The sequence below is a fragment of the Pseudolysinimonas sp. genome (assembly GCF_049651805.1).
GTDB lineage: Bacteria > Actinomycetota > Actinomycetes > Actinomycetales > Microbacteriaceae > Pseudolysinimonas_A.
Genome location: NZ_JBASCU010000017.1, coordinates 175,881 through 193,101 on the forward strand (window position 1 = coordinate 175,881; position 17,221 = coordinate 193,101).

The following is a 17,221-nucleotide window of genomic DNA, read 5'->3' on the forward strand; positions in this document are numbered from 1 at the left end:
TTAGGCGACGGCTCCGCGAGCGATGAGTTCGCGGGCGAGTTGCCGGTGCGCCTCGGTGACGGCGTGCTCGGGGGCGAACATCGTGACCGGCTCCGCGGCGACCGAGGCGTCGGGCAGCTTGACGCTGCGACCGATGACGGTCTCGAGCACCTGGGGCCCGAAGGCTTCGACGACGCGCTGAAGCACCTCGCGGGAATGCAAGGTGCGAGCGTCGTACATCGTCGCGAGGATGCCGTCGAGCTGGATGGCCGGGTTGAGCCGATCGCGCACCTTCTCGATCGTCTCGACCAGCAGCGCGACGCCGCGCAGCGCGAAGTACTCGCACTCCAGCGGGATCAGCACCCCGTGTGCCGCGGTGAGCGCGTTGATGGTGAGCAGACCGAGCGACGGCTGACAGTCGATGAGGATGACGTCGTACTTGTCCGACACCTGACGCAGTACCCGCGCGAGGATCTGTTCGCGGGCGACCTCATTGACGAGGTGAACTTCGGCGGCCGAGAGATCGATGTTGGCCGGGATGACGTCGAGCCCCGGGGTCGACGTTGAAACGATCGTGTCGACGACGGCGGTACTCGAACCCAGCAGCAGGTCGTAGATCGTCGGGACGTCGTGCGTCGGAACGCCGAGGCCGGCGCTCAGCGCCCCCTGCGGGTCGAAGTCAACGGCCAGCACGCGGCGGCCGTACTCCGCGAGCGTCGCACCGAGGTTGATCGACGTGGTCGTCTTGCCGACCCCGCCCTTCTGGTTGCACAAGGCGATGATGCGCGCCGGACCGTGCCGCTTGAGCGCCGCGGGCTCGGGGAAGAAGCTCGCCGGGCGCCCCGTGGGTCCGAGCTCGGGGGCTTCCAGCCCCGGCAGCTCGGTCACATCCTGTCGATGCCCCGCCATGGCCCGAGTGTATGTCGGGCTTCCCGCGGCCCCCGGATGAACGCGCCCGGCCGCGTCAGGTTCGGCTCCAGCTCAAGTTGAACTTGAAACTTCAACGCGCCCGGGGGTGCGCCGTGACGTACATGTCGCGCAGGGCGTCGGCGGTGACCCGGGTGTAGATCTGCGTCGTCGCCACGCTCGCGTGTCCGAGCAGCTCTTGCACGACCCGCACGTCGGCCCCGCCTTGCAGCAGGTGTGTGGCGAACGAGTGCCGCAGGCTGTGCGGCGACACCTCGACGTCGAGCTGCGCGCGCGCCGCGGCGGCCCGGATGACGAGCCACGCGTTCTGCCGCGAGAGGCGAGCTCCGCGCATGCCGAGGAAGAGCGCCGGCGTGGCCCGACCTCGCACCGAAAGCACCGGGCGGGACCGCACCAGGTAGGCGTCGATCGCCGCCCGCGCGTAGCTACCGACCGGCACGATGCGCTGCTTCGAGCCCTTACCGAACAGGCGCACCAGATCGGTCGTTCCCGCCTCGCCGACGAGATCATCGACGTTGAGCGACACCGCCTCCGAGACCCGTGCGCCGGTGGCGTAGAGCAGCTCGAGCAGCGCCCGATCGCGCAGCACGCCCGGCTCGTCGCCGTCGGTCGCCGCCAAGAGGCTCTCCACCTGCGCGATCGTCAGCGCTTTCGGCAGCCGGTCGGGCAACTTCGGAGCGATGAGGTCGGCCGCCGGATCGACGGGAATGCGCTGCTCGTCGACGAGAAACCGCGTGAAGCCCCGGACACTGGAGAGCATGCGAGCCACCGACGAGGCGGCGAGCGGCGCGGGGCCTTCGCGAAGCTCCCGGGCGAAGGCGACCAGATGTCGGGGGGCGATCGTTCCGGCATCCGAGATCCCCGCTCTGCGCAGGGAGTCGAGCAGGCGGCTCAGGTCGCGACGATAGGCGGCGATCGTGTGCGGCGACCGACCCCGCTCGATCGCGAGATGCCGCAGGTAGCGGTCGAGGTCGGTGGCGAGCCCGACCGGGATGCCGCCGTCAGCGTCGGGCATGCACCAGGAGCGCCGCCGTGATGAGCGGCCCGTTGTGGAGGCGTCCCGCGGTGATGCCGTCGCGCACGTCGTCGAGGGGTACCCACCGCACGACGATCTCGGCTTCCTCGTCGGTGCGGTCATGGATGCCCGGTGCCGCCGACAGTCCGCGCGCTTCGAAGATCGTGATCACCTCATCGCTGCCCCCGGCCGACGGGTGGTACGCCACCAGCTCGCGCCATTCGCTGGCCACCAGATCGACTTCCTCCGCGAGTTCGCGCTGCGCGGCGGCGAGCTTGTCTTCGCCGGGTACATCGAGCAGGCCGGCCGGCAGCTCCCAATCGCGCATCCCGATCGGGTGTCGGTACTGGTTGATGACCAGAATCCGTTCGCCGTCATCGATCGCGGCGACGACGACCGCCCCCGGATGCTCCATGTACTCGCGCGTCATGGGGGCACCGCCGAAGGTCACGGTCTCCCGCACGATGTCCCAGACCCGGCCGTCGAACACCGTCTCGCGCTTCAATACGGGCGCCGGATCGACGACATCCTCGAGCGGTCCGGAATCCAGCGCCTCGAGATCCATCGGGGTCAGGCCTGCGCGGGCTGCGCGACCGGCTCCGCGGCATGAGCCTCGACCATCGCAGGCTCCCCCGGATCGGCGACCTCGAACAACCGGCTCGCCTGCTGCCGCTCCAGTGCCGCGCCGATGAGCCCGCGGAACAGCGGATGCGGGCGGTTCGGCCGCGACCGCAGCTCGGGGTGGGCCTGCGTGGCGACGTAGAACGGGTGCACCTCGACGGGCAGCTCGATGTACTCCACGAGCGACCGGTCGGGCGAGATGCCCGAGAAGACCAGTCCGGCATCCGCAATCTGCTGGCGATAGGTGTTGTTGACCTCGTAGCGGTGGCGGTGACGTTCGGATGCCGTCGAAGCTCCGTAGAGACCTTCGACGATCGAGCCGGGCTCGAAGCGTGCCTCATAGAGGCCGAGGCGCATCGTGCCACCCATGTCACCGCGGGCGAGCAGGTCGACCTGTTCGGCCATCGTCGCGATCACCGGGAACTCGGTGTCGGGGTCGAACTCGCTCGACGAGGCGCCCGCGAGACCGACGACATTCCGCGCGTATTCGACGACCATGCACTGCAGCCCGAGGCAGATGCCGAGCGTGGGGATCTTGTTCTCGCGGGCGAACCGCAGGGCACCGAGCTTGCCCTCGATGCCGCGAACCCCGAAGCCGCCGGGCACCAGGATGCCGTCGACATCCGCCAGTTCGTGCGCGGCGCCCCCCGGCGTCTCGCACAGGTCAGAGGCGACCCACTTGACGACGACCCTGCTCTCGTGGGCGAAGCCTCCGGCCTTCAGCGCTTCGGTCACCGAGAGGTAGGCGTCCGGCAGATCGATGTACTTGCCGACGAGCGCGATCGTGAGTTCGTACTTCGGGTCGTGCACGGTCTTCAGCAGGTCCTGCCAACCATCCCACTCGACTTTGCCGGCCGGCAGTTTCAACTGGTCGATGATGTAGGCGTCGAGCCCCTGCTCGTGCAGCATCGTCGGGATGTCGTAGATGCTCGCGACGTCGATCGCGTTGACCACGGCCTGCTCTTCGACGTCGCACATGAGAGCGATCTTGCGGCGGTTGGACTCGGACACCGGGCGGTCGCTGCGCAGCACGAGGGCGTCGGGCTGGATGCCGATGGAGCGCAACGCCGCGACCGAGTGTTGCGTCGGCTTGGTCTTCTGCTCGCCCGAGGCGCCCATGAACGGCACGAGCGAGACGTGCACGAAGAAGACGTTCTGGCGGCCGAGTTCGTGGCGCACCTGGCGCGCGGACTCGATGAACGGGAGGCTCTCGATATCGCCGACGGTGCCGCCGATCTCGGTGATGATCACATCGGGCGGGGCGGATCCGTCAGCCGGGGCTTCCGCCTGCAGCCGCATCCGCCGCTTGATCTCGTCGGTGATGTGCGGGATGACCTGCACCGTATCGCCGAGATACTCGCCGTGGCGTTCGCGTTCGATGACTCGCGAATAGATCTGGCCCGTGGTGACGTTGGCGGCCTGGTCGAGGTTGATGTCGAGGAAGCGCTCGTAGTGGCCGATGTCGAGATCGGTCTCGGCGCCGTCGTCGGTGACGAAGACCTCGCCGTGCTGGAACGGGTTCATCGTTCCCGGGTCGACGTTCAGATACGGGTCGAGTTTCTGCATCTTCACCCGGAGGCCGCGGGCGGTGAGCAGATTCCCCAGCGACGCCGCGGTGAGTCCCTTACCAAGGGACGAAACGACACCTCCGGTGACGAAGATGTGTTTGGTACGAACCGGGCCAGCGCTGTATCGAGCGGAGTTGATCACCACGGGGTTTCAGCGTATCTCACCGGAGTCACGGTTGGCTGTGACGCGCGCGCGCTCGCTCAAGACGGAGGCCATTTCTGGCCTCCGTGCGGCGCCAGCGCCGACGTCCGTCTCGGGCGTCGGATCACACCCAGGTGCCGTGCGCCTGCTCGAGCAGCTCTTTGGCGTGCGCGAGGGCGTGTTCGGAGTCGGGTGACCCCGACAGCAGTCGCGCCATCTCGAACGCGCGGTCGTCGGCGTGTACGAGGCGCACGTTGCTGGTCGTGACCGAACCGTCGGTGCCCTTCTCGACGACGAGGTGGTTGGTCGAATAGGCCGCAACCTGGGCGAGGTGCGTGACGACGATCACCTGCGCGGTCTGCGCCAGTTTCGCCAATCGCCGCCCGATCTCGGACGCCGATGCGCCGCCGACGCCGGCATCCACCTCGTCGAAGACGAACGTGGGCACCGGGTCGGATCCGGCGAGCACGACCTCGATGGCCAGCATCACACGCGACAACTCGCCACCCGAGGCCCCCTTGCCGAGCGGGCGGGGCTCCGCACCGGGATGCGGCTGCAACAGAAGCGTCACCTGGTCGTGCCCGGTGAGAGTCAGCTCGCGCTCGTCGACCTCGATCGTGAGCCGCGCGTCGGGCATCGCGAGCGCCTGCAGCTCCGCCGACACGGCATCCTGCAACCGGGACGCCGCCGCGCGGCGCAGCTCGGTCAATCGCGCGGCGAGATCGTGAACGCGGGCGAGACCGGCGTCGACTTCCGCGGTGAGCTGCTCGATGCGGTCGGCATCGTTGTCGAGCTCGAGCAGCCGGGTACTGCCCGACTCGAGGTAGTCGATGACGTTGTCGAGAGATGGGCCGTAGCGGCGGGTCAGCGCGGTGAGGGCAGCGCGTCGCTCCTGGATTCCCTCCAGTTCGCGTGCACCGTCGGCATCCAGACCCCCGAGATAGCTGGAGAGCGCACCCGAGATCTCGGCGAGGGCGAACGAGGCGGCGTCGAGCTGCTCAGTGATCGGAGCGAGCGTCGAATCGTGGGCGACGACCCGATCGAGGGAACGCCGTGCGCTGTCGACGAGCGCCGTAGCGTCGGCACCGTCGCCCAGTTGCGTCGAGACCGCCTCTCGCGCTTCCGTCGCCGCGATGCGCAGGTCTTCGAGGTTGGTGAGCCGCTCGGCCTGCTCGGCGAGGGCGACATCTTCCCCACGCTGGGGCGCCGCGGCCTCGATCTCCGCCATCGCGATGCGCAGTTCCTCTGCTTCGCGCACCCGCCGGTCGCGTTCGGCGACGAGCAGGTCGAGCTCGGCGCGGTCGGCCTGCCAGCGTTGGAAGGCATCCTGGTAGTCGCCGAGCAGCGCAGCCAGCGGAGCCCCCGCGAATCGATCGAGCGCCTCGCGCTGCGCGACCGCCGACTTCAACCGGATCTGGTCGGATTGCCCGTGCACGACCACCAGGTGTGGGCTGAGCTCCGCCAGCACCCCCACCGGCGCCGATCGGCCCCCGACCGTCGCGCGGCTGCGCCCGTCGGAGCCCACCGAGCGACCGAGGATGAGGTGCGCTCGCCCATCGGCCGCGACATCCACATCGCCGCCGGCGTCGCGCACCCGGTCGGCGACCGCCCCGGTGCCGTCGATCTGCCAGTGACCCTCGACAATCGCCTGCGGGCTGCCCGAGCGCACCGCACCGCTGTCGCCGCGCTCACCGAGCAACAGGCCCAGTGCGGTCACGACCATGGTCTTTCCCGCACCGGTCTCCCCCGTCAGCGCGGTGAACCCCGGCCCGAGCGGCAGGCGCGCCTCGCCGATCACGCCGAGGTCGCGGATCGAGATCTCTTCGATCACGTCGCCACTCGCCCTTCGGGCGACGAACGCGGCCCCTCGTCGGACGTCGGGCCGCGCCACCCGGCGACGGGAAGACCGAACTTATTGACGAGCCGCTCGGCGAAGGGTCGTGGGCTGAGCCGGGCAAGACGCACGGGAGTCGGCGAACGACGCACGACCACCCGTGCGGCGGCCGGCAGGTCGAACGTGCGGCGACCGTCGGCCCAGAGCACCCCGGTTCCGGGCGTGCGGCGCAGCAGCTCCACCGCGAGCGCGGATTCCGGCCCGACGACGAGCGGACGGGCGAAGAGCGCGTGCGCCGAGAGCGGCACCATCAGCAGCGCTTCGACACTCGGCCAGACGACGGGTCCGCCGGCCGAGAACGAATAAGCGGTGGATCCGGTCGGCGTTGACATGACGACGCCATCGCAGCCGAACGTCGAGATCGGGCGGCCGTCGACCTCGATCGCCACCTCCAGCGAGCGCTCACGGCTGGCCTTCTCGACGGATGCCTCGTTCAACGCCCAGGTCTCGAACACGACCTGCTCGTCGACCTTCACCCGCACCGAGACGGTCATGCGCTCCTCGACGACGTAGTCGCGGGCGAGCGCGCGCTCCACAGTGTCGTGCAGATCTTCGCGTTCCGCCTCGGCGAGGAACCCCACGTGCCCGAGGTTGACGCCCAGCAGCGGGGCGTCGCACCCGCGCGCGAGTTCGGCGGCACGCAAGATCGTGCCGTCGCCGCCGAGCACGATCACGAGTTCGAGGTCACTCGGTGCGACTTGCTCACCGAGGATCGCTACGGGATCGAGATCGGGCGCGGCTCCGACGAGATCGCCGTGGTCGTCGGCCGAGAGTACCGGGGTAATGCCCGCCGCGAACAACTGGCGACACACGTCGACGCCGGCCTGAAGGGAATCGGGGCGTCCGGTGTGCGCAACGACAAGGAGGTGGCGGTGTGGTGACACGAGTTCCTCCAACGGGGCGCACGCTACGGCAGGGTGCCGATCACGCTCTCCCATTCTGGGGGATGGGATCCGACAGCGCGCCGTGCCCACAGCAGGTACTCCTGGTTGCCGTTGCTGCCGAGCACTGGGGAGGGGGCGATTCCTGCCGTCTCGAGTCCGGCATCCCAGGCCGCCCAGACGACCCCGCGCACCGCGTCGTGGCGCAGTGCCGCATCGCGCACGATGCCTTCCCGAACCCCCTGCCGCCCCACCTCGAACTGCGGTTTCACGAGCAGAACGAAGTCGGCGTCGGGGGCGACGCTCGCGGCGAGGGCCGGCAGCACGGTCGGCAGGGAGATGAACGAGAGGTCGGCGGTCACCAGATCGGGCCGCTCTTCGGTACCGGATGCCGTGGCCAGTCCGGCCGGATCGAGCGCGCGCGCGTTGACGCCCTCGACGACGCGCACCCGGGGATCGCTGCGCACCACCGGCGACAGTTGCCTGTGCCCGACGTCGAGCGCGATGACTTCGCGCGCGCCGCGCTCGAGCAGCACCTGCGTGAAGCCGCCGGTAGACGCTCCGACATCGAGGGCGAGCCGCCCCGCGGGGTCGATCGCGAACCGGTCGAGCGCGCCCACGAGCTTCAGTGCCGCCCGGCTGACGTACCGGTTCTCGCCGTCGATGGCGAGCTCGGCATCCGCCGCCACCTTCGTGGCAGCCTTCACAACCGGGCGTCCGTCGACCTGCACCCGACCCTCCTCGATCGCGGAGACCGCGAGAGCGCGTGATCGGGCGAGACCGCGGCGTACGAGTTCGGCGTCGAGGCGGGCGAACTCGGTCACGTCAGGCGCTGGGGCGGGCGTCGCCGACGCGGCTGTCGCCGGATTCCAGCGTCGCGCGCAGCTCTTCGTAGACCTGCGCGAGGTGCTCGGCGCGGGTCTCGAGGGGCTGATCTTCGATGACCTTCAACCGAGAGAGCAAGGCGTCGCCCTCGCCGTCTTCGCGCATCTGCTCGCCGGTCATGATGCCCACGATAGCTGCGAGGCGTAGAGCTCGGGGGCCACCTCGAGCGCGTAGATCGGCACGCCGCCACCCCAGATGGCGGCTGCGGCGGCTCGCAACACGTCGACCGGGTCACCTCGGCGCGCGAGCGTGACGGCGTTGCGGTCGACCTTGACGACGGCGGCACCCACCGCCACGAGTTTCGCGCCCCGTTTCTCGCTGATCGTCACCTGCGGGTACGGGGCGAACAGCTCGCGCAGGTCGCCGAGCACAAAGGTGGGGCGCGAATCGGCCTCAGCGGCGAGCACCTGCTTCGGGCCGTCGATGCCCGTGAGGACGAGAGCGGATGCCATGCCGGCCCGGTTGGCGCCGAGGATGTCGGTATCGAGGCGATCGCCGATCACCAACGGAGCCTGCGCCGCGAAACGGGTCGCAGCGGCGTCGAAGATCGCGCGCTCCGGCTTGCCGGCGACCACCGGCAGCCGGCCGACGGCCGTGTGCACGGCCGACACGAGCGTTCCGTTGCCCGGAGCGGTGCCGCGGGCCTGCGGAATCGTCCAATCGGTGTTGGTCGCCACCCACGGGATGCCATCGGTTCCCTCCGGCGCGCGCAGCGCGTACGCCGCCTCGGCGAGGTCGGTCCACGCGACCTGTGGGGCGAACCCCTGGATGACGGCAGCCGGGGCATCGTCGGCGGACCGTACGACGGTGAAACCGGCACGTTCCACCTCGGTGGTGAGTCCGTCGCCGCCGACGACGAGGATGCGACTTCCGGGTTCGACGAGGTCGATGAGCAGCTTCACGGCCGCCTGAGGCGAGGTGACGACGTCGTCGGGAGCCACGGAGAGCCCGAGGTTCGTCAGGTGGGCGGCCACCGTCGCGTCGGTGCGCGACGCATTGTTGGTGAGGTACCCGACGCGGCGGGACGTCTGAACACGGTTGATGCTCTGGACGGCGTGCGGAATGGCATCGTCGCCGCGATAGACCACCCCGTCGAGGTCGGCGAGCACAACGTCGACACCGTCGAGTGGAGTGGGTCGAGACTGGTGGCTCGCCTCCGTGCGGGGGCTCCGTTCAATGCGGGGCATCGGGATCCCAGTCCTCGTCGATGATCTCGACGGTGTCTTCACCTTCGGGAATGGCGGCGTTCTCGAGGGCAGTCGTGGCGCGGTCCGACCGCTGCCACCACTGTTCGGCCTCCTCGGCACGACCGAGGTCTTCGAGCACCGTCGCGTACGCGTCGAACAGTGCGGGGCTCCAGGCGTAGGCACGCTCAGGATCGAGCTGCGGAATCTGCAGTTCGGTGAGAGCCGCATCCGGCTGGCCGAGGTCGAGACGGGCGCCGGACATCGCGATCGCCAGAGCGACCTGAACGGGCACGTCGAGCGAGGCGCGACGAACCGATCGGCCCAGCTCGAGCGCCTTCTCGGGTCGCCCGATGCCCCGTTCGCTGTCGACCATGAGAGGCAACTGGTCGTCGCGGCCCGAAATACGGCGGTAGGTGCGCAGCTCGCGGAGGGCGAGCTCGAACTCGCCGAGCGCGTAGGCGGTGATTCCGACCGATTCGCGCACCACCGCGACCCGGCCGGCCCGGCGTCCTGCCGCCTGGGCGTGCTTGTGCGCCAGATCGGGATCGCTGTCGATGAGCCGCCCCGCCATCACCAGATGACGCGCGACCCAGTCCGCGTTGTCCTTGCTGAGGGTCTTCAGTTCCGCGCGGGCCACCTTGTCGAGAAGATTCGCGGTGACGTCTTCGGGGATCTCGGGGTCGTCGTGGCGCGGACGATCGTCGTCCGCGCGGGGCGGCCGGCGATCTGTCCCTGCTGCAGCTCGGTCGAACGCCTTGCGCTCGTACGACTGGCGTTCGTACGGCTTTCGATCCGTCGGCTTTCGATCCGTCGGCTTGCGGTCGCTGGGCTGACGATCCGTCGGCTTGCGGTCGCTGGGTCTACCCGTGGGCGGTTTGCGATCGGTTCGCGGCTTCGGCCGGCGGGATGACGGGTCGCTCATCTGAGGCTCCTGATACTGAGGAAGGGGCGTTAACGCAGAAAGGGGCTACCCGGCATGCGGGTAGCCCCTTTCTCAAAGAAGTCCGGCGGTGTCCTACTCTCCCACGAGGTCGCCCTCGCAGTACCATCGGCGCAGAAGGTCTTAGCTTCCGGGTTCGGAATGTGACCGGGCGTTTCCCCTTCGCTATGGCCGCCGTAACACTATTGACTTAGCTCTTCCACACCGGCTCGCCGCCTGAAAGGCGGGTAAACGATGCAGCCGACCGTACGTCGAGAGCTACAAGTGGACGCGAGCAGCAATCTGTTTTCACAGACCATGCAAAACTGTGTGTTATCAAGTTATCGGCTTATTAGTACAGGTCAGCTCCATGGGTCTTTAGTCCCCACTTCCACATCCTGCCTATCAACCCAGTCGTCTAGCTGGGAGCCTCTCCCCCTAAGGGATGGAAATCTCATCTTGAAGCCGGCTTCCCGCTTAGATGCTTTCAGCGGTTATCCGTTCCGAACGTAGCTAATCAGCGGTGCTCCTGGCGGAACAACTGACACACCAGAGGTTCGTCCGTCCCGGTCCTCTCGTACTAGGGACAGATCTTCTCAAATTTCCTACGCGCGCAGCGGATAGGGACCGAACTGTCTCACGACGTTCTAAACCCAGCTCGCGTACCGCTTTAATGGGCGAACAGCCCAACCCTTGGGACCTACTCCAGCCCCAGGATGCGACGAGCCGACATCGAGGTGCCAAACCATGCCGTCGATATGGACTCTTGGGCAAGATCAGCCTGTTATCCCCGAGGTACCTTTTATCCGTTGAGCGACAGCGCTTCCACAAGCCACTGCCGGATCACTAGTCCCGACTTTCGTCCCTGCTCGACCCGTCGGTCTCACAGTCAAGCTCCCTTGTGCACTTACACTCGACACCTGATTGCCAACCAGGTTGAGGGAACCTTTGGGCGCCTCCGTTACTTTTTGGGAGGCAACCGCCCCAGTTAAACTACCCACCAGGCACTGTCCCTGAACCGGATTACGGTTCGAAGTTAGATATCCAGAGTGACCAGAGTGGTATTTCAACAATGACTCCACGAACACTGGCGTGCCCGCTTCAAAGTCTCCCACCTATCCTACACAAGCCACACCGAACACCAATACCAAGCTGTAGTAAAGGTCACGGGGTCTTTCCGTCCTGCTGCGCGTAACGAGCATCTTTACTCGTAGTGCAATTTCGCCGAGTTCGCGGTTGAGACAGCTGGGAAGTCGTTACGCCATTCGTGCAGGTCGGAACTTACCCGACAAGGAATTTCGCTACCTTAGGATGGTTATAGTTACCACCGCCGTTTACTGGGGCTTAAATTCAGAGCTTCGCCGAAGCTAACCCTTCCTCTTAACCTTCCAGCACCGGGCAGGCGTCAGTCCGTATACATCGTCTTGCGACTTAGCACGGACCTGTGTTTTTAGTAAACAGTCGCTTCCCACTGGTCTCTGCGGCCTTCAAACGCTCCAGGAGCAAATCCCTTCACGCCTCAGGCCCCCCTTCTCCCGAAGTTACGGGGGCATTTTGCCGAGTTCCTTAACCACGATTCTCTCGATCTCCTTGGTATTCTCTACCTACCCACCTGAGTCGGTTTGGGGTACGGGCGGCTAGAACCTCGCGTCGATGCTTTTCTTGGCAGCATAGGATCACTGATTTCCCCCGTGAGGGGTACGCATCGGATCTCAGGCTATGTGAGAGACGGATTTGCCTATCTCTCGCCCTACATCCTTACACCGGGACAACCATCGCCCGGCTCAGCTACCTTCCTGCGTCACACCTGTTAATACGCTAACCGCACCAGAATGGGGTCGAGCGTTAGGCCGGCTGCTTCACCCCGAAGGGATCCATCTGCCGGATTAGGACTCTTAGCACTACTGGATTGGTTGGGGCGGTTCTTCGCCGGTACGGGAATATCAACCCGTTGTCCATCGACTACGCCTGTCGGCCTCGCCTTAGGTCCCGACTTACCCAGGGAAGATTAGCTTGACCCTGGAACCCTTGGGTTTTCGGAGGACATGTTTCTCACATGTCTTTCGCTACTCATGCCTGCATTCTCACTCGTGTGGCGTCCACGGCTGGGTTACCCCGCCGCTTCACTCGCCACACGACGCTCTCCTACCGATCCGCATGGCTGGACCACGAAGGCCTACCAAATATGCGAATCCTACGACTTCGGCGGTGTGCTTGAGCCCCGTTACATTGTCGGCGCGGAATCACTTGACCAGTGAGCTATTACGCACTCTTTCAAGGGTGGCTGCTTCTAAGCCAACCTCCTGGTTGTCTCTGCAACTCCACATCCTTTCCCACTTAGCACACGCTTAGGGGCCTTAGTCGGTAGTCTGGGTTGTTTCCCTCTCGACGATGAAGCTTATCCCCCACCGTCTCACTGCTGCGCTCTCACTTACCGGCATTCGGAGTTTGGCTGACGTCAGTAACCTTGTAGGGCCCATCGGCCATCCAGTAGCTCTACCTCCGGCAAGAAACACGCAACGCTGCACCTAAATGCATTTCGGAGAGAACCAGCTATCACGAAGTTTGATTGGCCTTTCACCCCTATCCACAGCTCATCCCCTCGGTTTTCAACCCAAGTGGGTTCGGTCCTCCACGACGTCTTACCGTCGCTTCAACCTGGCCATGGATAGATCACTTCGCTTCGGGTCTAGGGCATGCGACTGAATCGCTCTATTCGAACTCGCTTTCGCTACGGCTTCCCCTCTCGGGTTAACCTCGCCACATACCACTAACTCGCAGGCTCATTCTTCAAAAGGCACGCTGTCACCCCTACTAGGGAGGCTCCAACGGTTTGTAAGCAGACGGTTTCAGGTACTATTTCACTCCCCTCCCGGGGTACTTTTCACCTTTCCCTCACGGTACTTGTCCGCTATCGGTCATCTGGGAGTATTTAGGCTTACCAGGTGGTCCTGGCAGATTCACACGGGATTTCTCGGGCCCCGTGCTACTTGGGATCCCTTCCGCCGCTGCACAACATTTCGGTTACGGGACTGGCACCCTCTATGGTCGGCCTTTCAATGCCGTTCACCTATATTGCGCATGTCAACGTGTACTTCGGCAGAAGTACGTGAAGGTCCCGCTACCCCGATCATGCAACGCCTGCCGGCTATCACACATGATCGGTTTGGCCTGTTCCGGTTTCGCTCGCCACTACTTACGGAATCGCGGTTGCTTTCTCTTCCTGTGGGTACTGAGATGTTTCACTTCCCCACGTTCCCTCTACCCGCCCTATATATTCAGGCGGGAGTCATCAGGTCGCACAAAGTACGCCTGACGGGGTTTCCCCATTCGGACATCCTCGGATCAAAGTTCGCTTATCAACTCCCCGAGGCTTATCGCAGATTGCTACGTCCTTCTTCGGCTCCAGATGCCAAGGCATCCACCGTCTGCTCTTAGAAACTTGACTACATGAGTTTTGAATCGATCGTGCAGCCGGTCGTACTTCCCTCTCCGAAGAGACGGTTTCCGTCGGCTGCAAGATTGACCAGTGAATGACGTGCCGTGACTTCCTAAGAAGCCGTGGCACGTCGGTTCACCATGTAGATCTCGAGATCCTCTCCCTCAAAGAGTGAGGGATCTCGGATCTAAGATGCTCGCGTCCACTGTGTAGTTCTCAAAGTACGGGCGGTACCTACTCGCGCCTCGCCTGCTGGCCAGACGCGAAATAGGTCCTGAGGTTGGTTGTGTCTCCGAAGAGACGCGACCGGTCCCTCAGGACCCAACAGCGTGCATGCGCCGGCTCTTCGCTTCCGACCCGTTCCATTCCCGAAGGAAGTACTGAGGTCTCGAGCGTCGCGCCGACGCCTAGTCAAATGTTCCACCCATGAGCTCCATCCAGGCACGTTCGGCCTGGCATGGCTCTGGCTAGATCCGGCGAGCCGGCTAGCACAGTGCTCCTTAGAAAGGAGGTGATCCAGCCGCACCTTCCGGTACGGCTACCTTGTTACGACTTAGTCCTAATCACCGATCCCACCTTCGACAGCTCCCTCCTTGCGGTTGGGCCACTGGCTTCGGGTGTTACCGACTTTCATGACTTGACGGGCGGTGTGTACAAGGCCCGGGAACGTATTCACCGTGGCGTTGCTGATCCACGATTACTAGCGACTCCGACTTCATGAGGTCGAGTTGCAGACCTCAATCCGAACTGAGACCGGCTTTTTGGGATTCGCTCCACCTTGCGGTATTGCAGCCCTTTGTACCGGCCATTGTAGCATGCGTGAAGCCCAAGACATAAGGGGCATGATGATTTGACGTCATCCCCACCTTCCTCCGAGTTGACCCCGGCAGTCTCCTATGAGTTCCCACCATAACGTGCTGGCAACATAGAACGAGGGTTGCGCTCGTTGCGGGACTTAACCCAACATCTCACGACACGAGCTGACGACAACCATGCACCACCTGTATACGAGTGTCCAAAGAGTTCTACATTTCTGCAGCGTTCTCGTATATGTCAAGCCTTGGTAAGGTTCTTCGCGTTGCATCGAATTAATCCGCATGCTCCGCCGCTTGTGCGGGCCCCCGTCAATTCCTTTGAGTTTTAGCCTTGCGGCCGTACTCCCCAGGCGGGGAACTTAATGCGTTAGCTGCGACACGGAAGCCGTGGAATGGCCCCCACATCTAGTTCCCAACGTTTACGGCGTGGACTACCAGGGTATCTAATCCTGTTCGCTCCCCACGCTTTCGCTCCTCAGCGTCAGTTACGGCCCAGAGATCTGCCTTCGCCATCGGTGTTCCTCCTGATATCTGCGCATTCCACCGCTACACCAGGAATTCCAATCTCCCCTACCGCACTCTAGTCTGCCCGTACCCACTGCAGGCCCGAGGTTGAGCCTCGGGTTTTCACAGCAGACGCGACAAACCGCCTACGAGCTCTTTACGCCCAATAATTCCGGATAACGCTTGCACCCTACGTATTACCGCGGCTGCTGGCACGTAGTTAGCCGGTGCTTTTTCTGCAGGTACCGTCACTTTCGCTTCTTCCCTGCTAAAAGAGGTTTACAACCCGAAGGCCGTCGTCCCTCACGCGGCGTTGCTGCATCAGGCTTGCGCCCATTGTGCAATATTCCCCACTGCTGCCTCCCGTAGGAGTCTGGGCCGTGTCTCAGTCCCAGTGTGGCCGGTCACCCTCTCAGGCCGGCTACCCGTCGTAGGCTTGGTGGGCCGTTACCTCACCAACTACCTGATAGGCCGCGAGTCCATCCCAGACCGAAATTCTTTCCAGACGATGAAGATGCCTTCTCGTCTCGTATCCGGTATTAGACGTCGTTTCCAACGCTTATCCCAGAGTCTGGGGCAGGTTACTCACGTGTTACTCACCCGTTCGCCACTGATCCACAGGAGCAAGCTCCTGCTTCACCGTTCGACTTGCATGTGTTAAGCACGCCGCCAGCGTTCATCCTGAGCCAGGATCAAACTCTCCGTAAGGTTTGGTAGCACGACGACCGAGGCCGCCGGCAAACCGGTGCGCACCTCGTCCGGAATGGGACGAGACTGCGCGAGTTGATCTGACTAAAGGATTGTCTACTGACAATCCGTCAATCCAAAGGAATCTCGTCGGTGACCGAGGTCACCGACAGAGGTATTTGGCATTTGACATAGTGCACGCTGTTGAGTTCTCAAGGATCGGGCGCGCCAGAACCCCGACCGTTTCGGGAGGGATTCAGGGCAACTGCTCTAACCTACCAGCGCGGGCGTGCGTGTCAAGCGACACGCCGAACCGAAGCGGTTCCTCGCGCTGGGCTCCCCACTCTAGCTCGTCTGGTCGCGCCTGTCAGCTTGAAGCTCTGATCAGCGCGGATCCTGACGATCCTTCGAGAGGAGTGTCCCCACTTGAGGCCCGGATGCTCCAGCGGCGTTGTTCACACTGCGGCTTCCGGCACCTTTGGGGTGACGAGTGACCAAGTTACGTGACGTTGGCCGCTCTGCCAAATCGAGCGCGCATCCCGGGCGTGTCGCGCCCCAGATGCCCGGAATGTCAGGGCTCGACGCAGTAAGTCGTGTGCCACGCGGCGACCCCTGACTCCCCCGCGGACGCCGCGATCTGCGCCTGGTTCGTCGCGTCGTCGACCACGCGCGCCTCGGTGACCGATTCGACGATGTTCTGACCCGTCTCGGCGAGCTGCTCCATCCCGGTGCGGAGCTTGTCCGGCGAAGTCGCCGCCAACGTTGTCCAGCGATCGGTCCAGGCCTGCATAGCCGTGATCGACTCGCCCACCGAAGCGCCCTGGGCCGGCCAGCCCAGCGTCGGCGGCGTCACCATGGTCGGATCCGCCTCGGCGGCCGCACAGAACTCGGCACTGGCTGCGGCGATCTCGGCGTGTGCGATCTGATCGAGCCGCACATTCCACAGCACGTACCCGGCGATGCCGGCCGCGATGCTCGAGATGACGCCCAGCACCAGCGACGCACGCACGACGCCGATGAGCCACCCCCGGCGACGCGCGCTGCGTACCGCGTTGACGATCGCCATGGCCAACCCGATCGGCCCGGCGATGACGGCCAGAGCGAGCCCGACCTTTTCGACGGCGGTCGAGCGTTCGAGATCGTCCGGCGTCTCGACGGCTGTCGAACTCGGCAGAAGCGGCCCCGGCGGGAAGACCGTCGCCGGGACGGCCGGCTCCGCTCGCACCAGCGGATGCTCGTCGACCGACTGCTCGACCGGGCGGGGATCGGGTGGTGGCTCCGGGTAGGCCGGCTGCGGCGCGTAGCCCTCGTAGGCCGCCGGTGCGCCGGAGTGGCCGTCGGACGGTGGAGGTGTCACGTATCGTTCCGGCGCCGCGTAGTACGGCGGCTCCTCGAGCGGCGCGGGCGGCGCAAGCGGCGGCGCGGGCTGCGAAGGCGGCGGAGCAGATGCGGGAAAGTCGTAGCTCGGTCCAGCAGGCGGGGCGGAGTCGAGTCCTGCCGGGTACTGGACGGTCGGCGGATACGCGTGCCCCGTCGGCGCGGCCCCGGGGTAGGACGTGATACCTGGTGCGGGCAGATCGTACGAGGGCACGTGTTGCGACGACGGCGGGTCATCCGACGGCGGGTCATCCGAGGGTGGAGCCGCGAACGGCACGGCCGCGGGCGGCGGCAGGTCGTACGACGGAGGGGCCTGCGGAGCGGCCGCAGGGGCGGGCAGGTCGTACGAGGGGGACGCCGGCGGCCAGGCGGGGGGTGGAT

Annotated in this window: 10 protein-coding genes, 3 rRNA genes and 1 pseudogene; all 14 read right to left on the reverse strand. The window is 65.1% G+C overall.

Annotated elements, in window-relative coordinates; genetic code table 11:
- A complete protein-coding gene (locus tag WBL06_RS03890) occupies positions 1–888 on the reverse strand; it encodes a ParA family protein (protein WP_424454663.1) in 888 nt (295 codons plus the stop codon).
- A 91-nt stretch (positions 889–979) separates the two neighbouring features.
- Positions 980–1,921: a site-specific tyrosine recombinase XerD gene (locus tag WBL06_RS03895; RefSeq protein WP_424454664.1), complete on the reverse strand. Its 942-nt coding sequence runs from the start codon at positions 1,919–1,921 to the stop codon at positions 980–982.
- Positions 1,908–2,486, reverse strand: coding sequence for an NUDIX domain-containing protein (locus WBL06_RS03900; RefSeq protein ID WP_424454665.1), 579 nt, complete (start codon positions 2,484–2,486; stop codon positions 1,908–1,910). The genes WBL06_RS03895 and WBL06_RS03900 overlap by 14 nt, the downstream gene beginning before the upstream one ends.
- A 5-nt stretch (positions 2,487–2,491) precedes the next feature.
- Entirely contained in the window at positions 2,492–4,255 is a 1,764-nt protein-coding gene (locus WBL06_RS03905; protein WP_424454666.1) for a CTP synthase, read from the reverse strand.
- Positions 4,256–4,376: 121 nt separating this feature from the next.
- Entirely contained in the window at positions 4,377–6,083 is a 1,707-nt protein-coding gene (gene recN, locus WBL06_RS03910; protein WP_424454667.1) for a DNA repair protein RecN, read from the reverse strand.
- The gene (locus WBL06_RS03915; RefSeq protein WP_424454668.1) at positions 6,080–7,030 is read right to left on the reverse strand and encodes an NAD kinase; all 951 of its coding nucleotides are present in this window, start codon (positions 7,028–7,030) and stop codon (positions 6,080–6,082) included. The genes recN and WBL06_RS03915 overlap by 4 nt, the downstream gene beginning before the upstream one ends.
- A gap of 23 nt (positions 7,031–7,053) precedes the next feature.
- The gene (locus tag WBL06_RS03920; RefSeq protein WP_424454669.1) at positions 7,054–7,851 is read right to left on the reverse strand and encodes a TlyA family RNA methyltransferase; all 798 of its coding nucleotides are present in this window, start codon (positions 7,849–7,851) and stop codon (positions 7,054–7,056) included.
- A gap of 1 nt (position 7,852) precedes the next feature.
- The gene (locus tag WBL06_RS03925) at positions 7,853–8,032 is read right to left on the reverse strand and encodes a hypothetical protein (protein ID WP_424454670.1); all 180 of its coding nucleotides are present in this window, start codon (positions 8,030–8,032) and stop codon (positions 7,853–7,855) included.
- Entirely contained in the window at positions 8,029–9,099 is a 1,071-nt protein-coding gene (locus tag WBL06_RS03930) for an HAD-IIA family hydrolase (protein WP_424454671.1), read from the reverse strand. Before WBL06_RS03930 ends, WBL06_RS03925 begins: the two co-directional genes overlap by 4 nt.
- Positions 9,086–10,021: a hypothetical protein gene (locus WBL06_RS03935; protein ID WP_424454672.1), complete on the reverse strand. Its 936-nt coding sequence runs from the start codon at positions 10,019–10,021 to the stop codon at positions 9,086–9,088. The genes WBL06_RS03930 and WBL06_RS03935 overlap by 14 nt, the downstream gene beginning before the upstream one ends.
- A gap of 80 nt (positions 10,022–10,101) precedes the next feature.
- Positions 10,102–10,218: ribosomal RNA gene (gene rrf, locus WBL06_RS03940) — 5S ribosomal RNA — on the reverse strand.
- A 132-nt stretch (positions 10,219–10,350) separates the two neighbouring features.
- Positions 10,351–13,466 (reverse strand): 23S ribosomal RNA (locus WBL06_RS03945).
- 495 nt (positions 13,467–13,961) lie between these two features.
- Positions 13,962–15,484, reverse strand: a 16S ribosomal RNA gene (locus WBL06_RS03950).
- The 16S, 23S and 5S rRNA genes sit together here, the layout of an rRNA operon.
- Before the next feature lie 550 nt (positions 15,485–16,034).
- Positions 16,035–17,221: pseudogene (locus tag WBL06_RS03955) on the reverse strand (hypothetical protein); the annotation flags it as partial.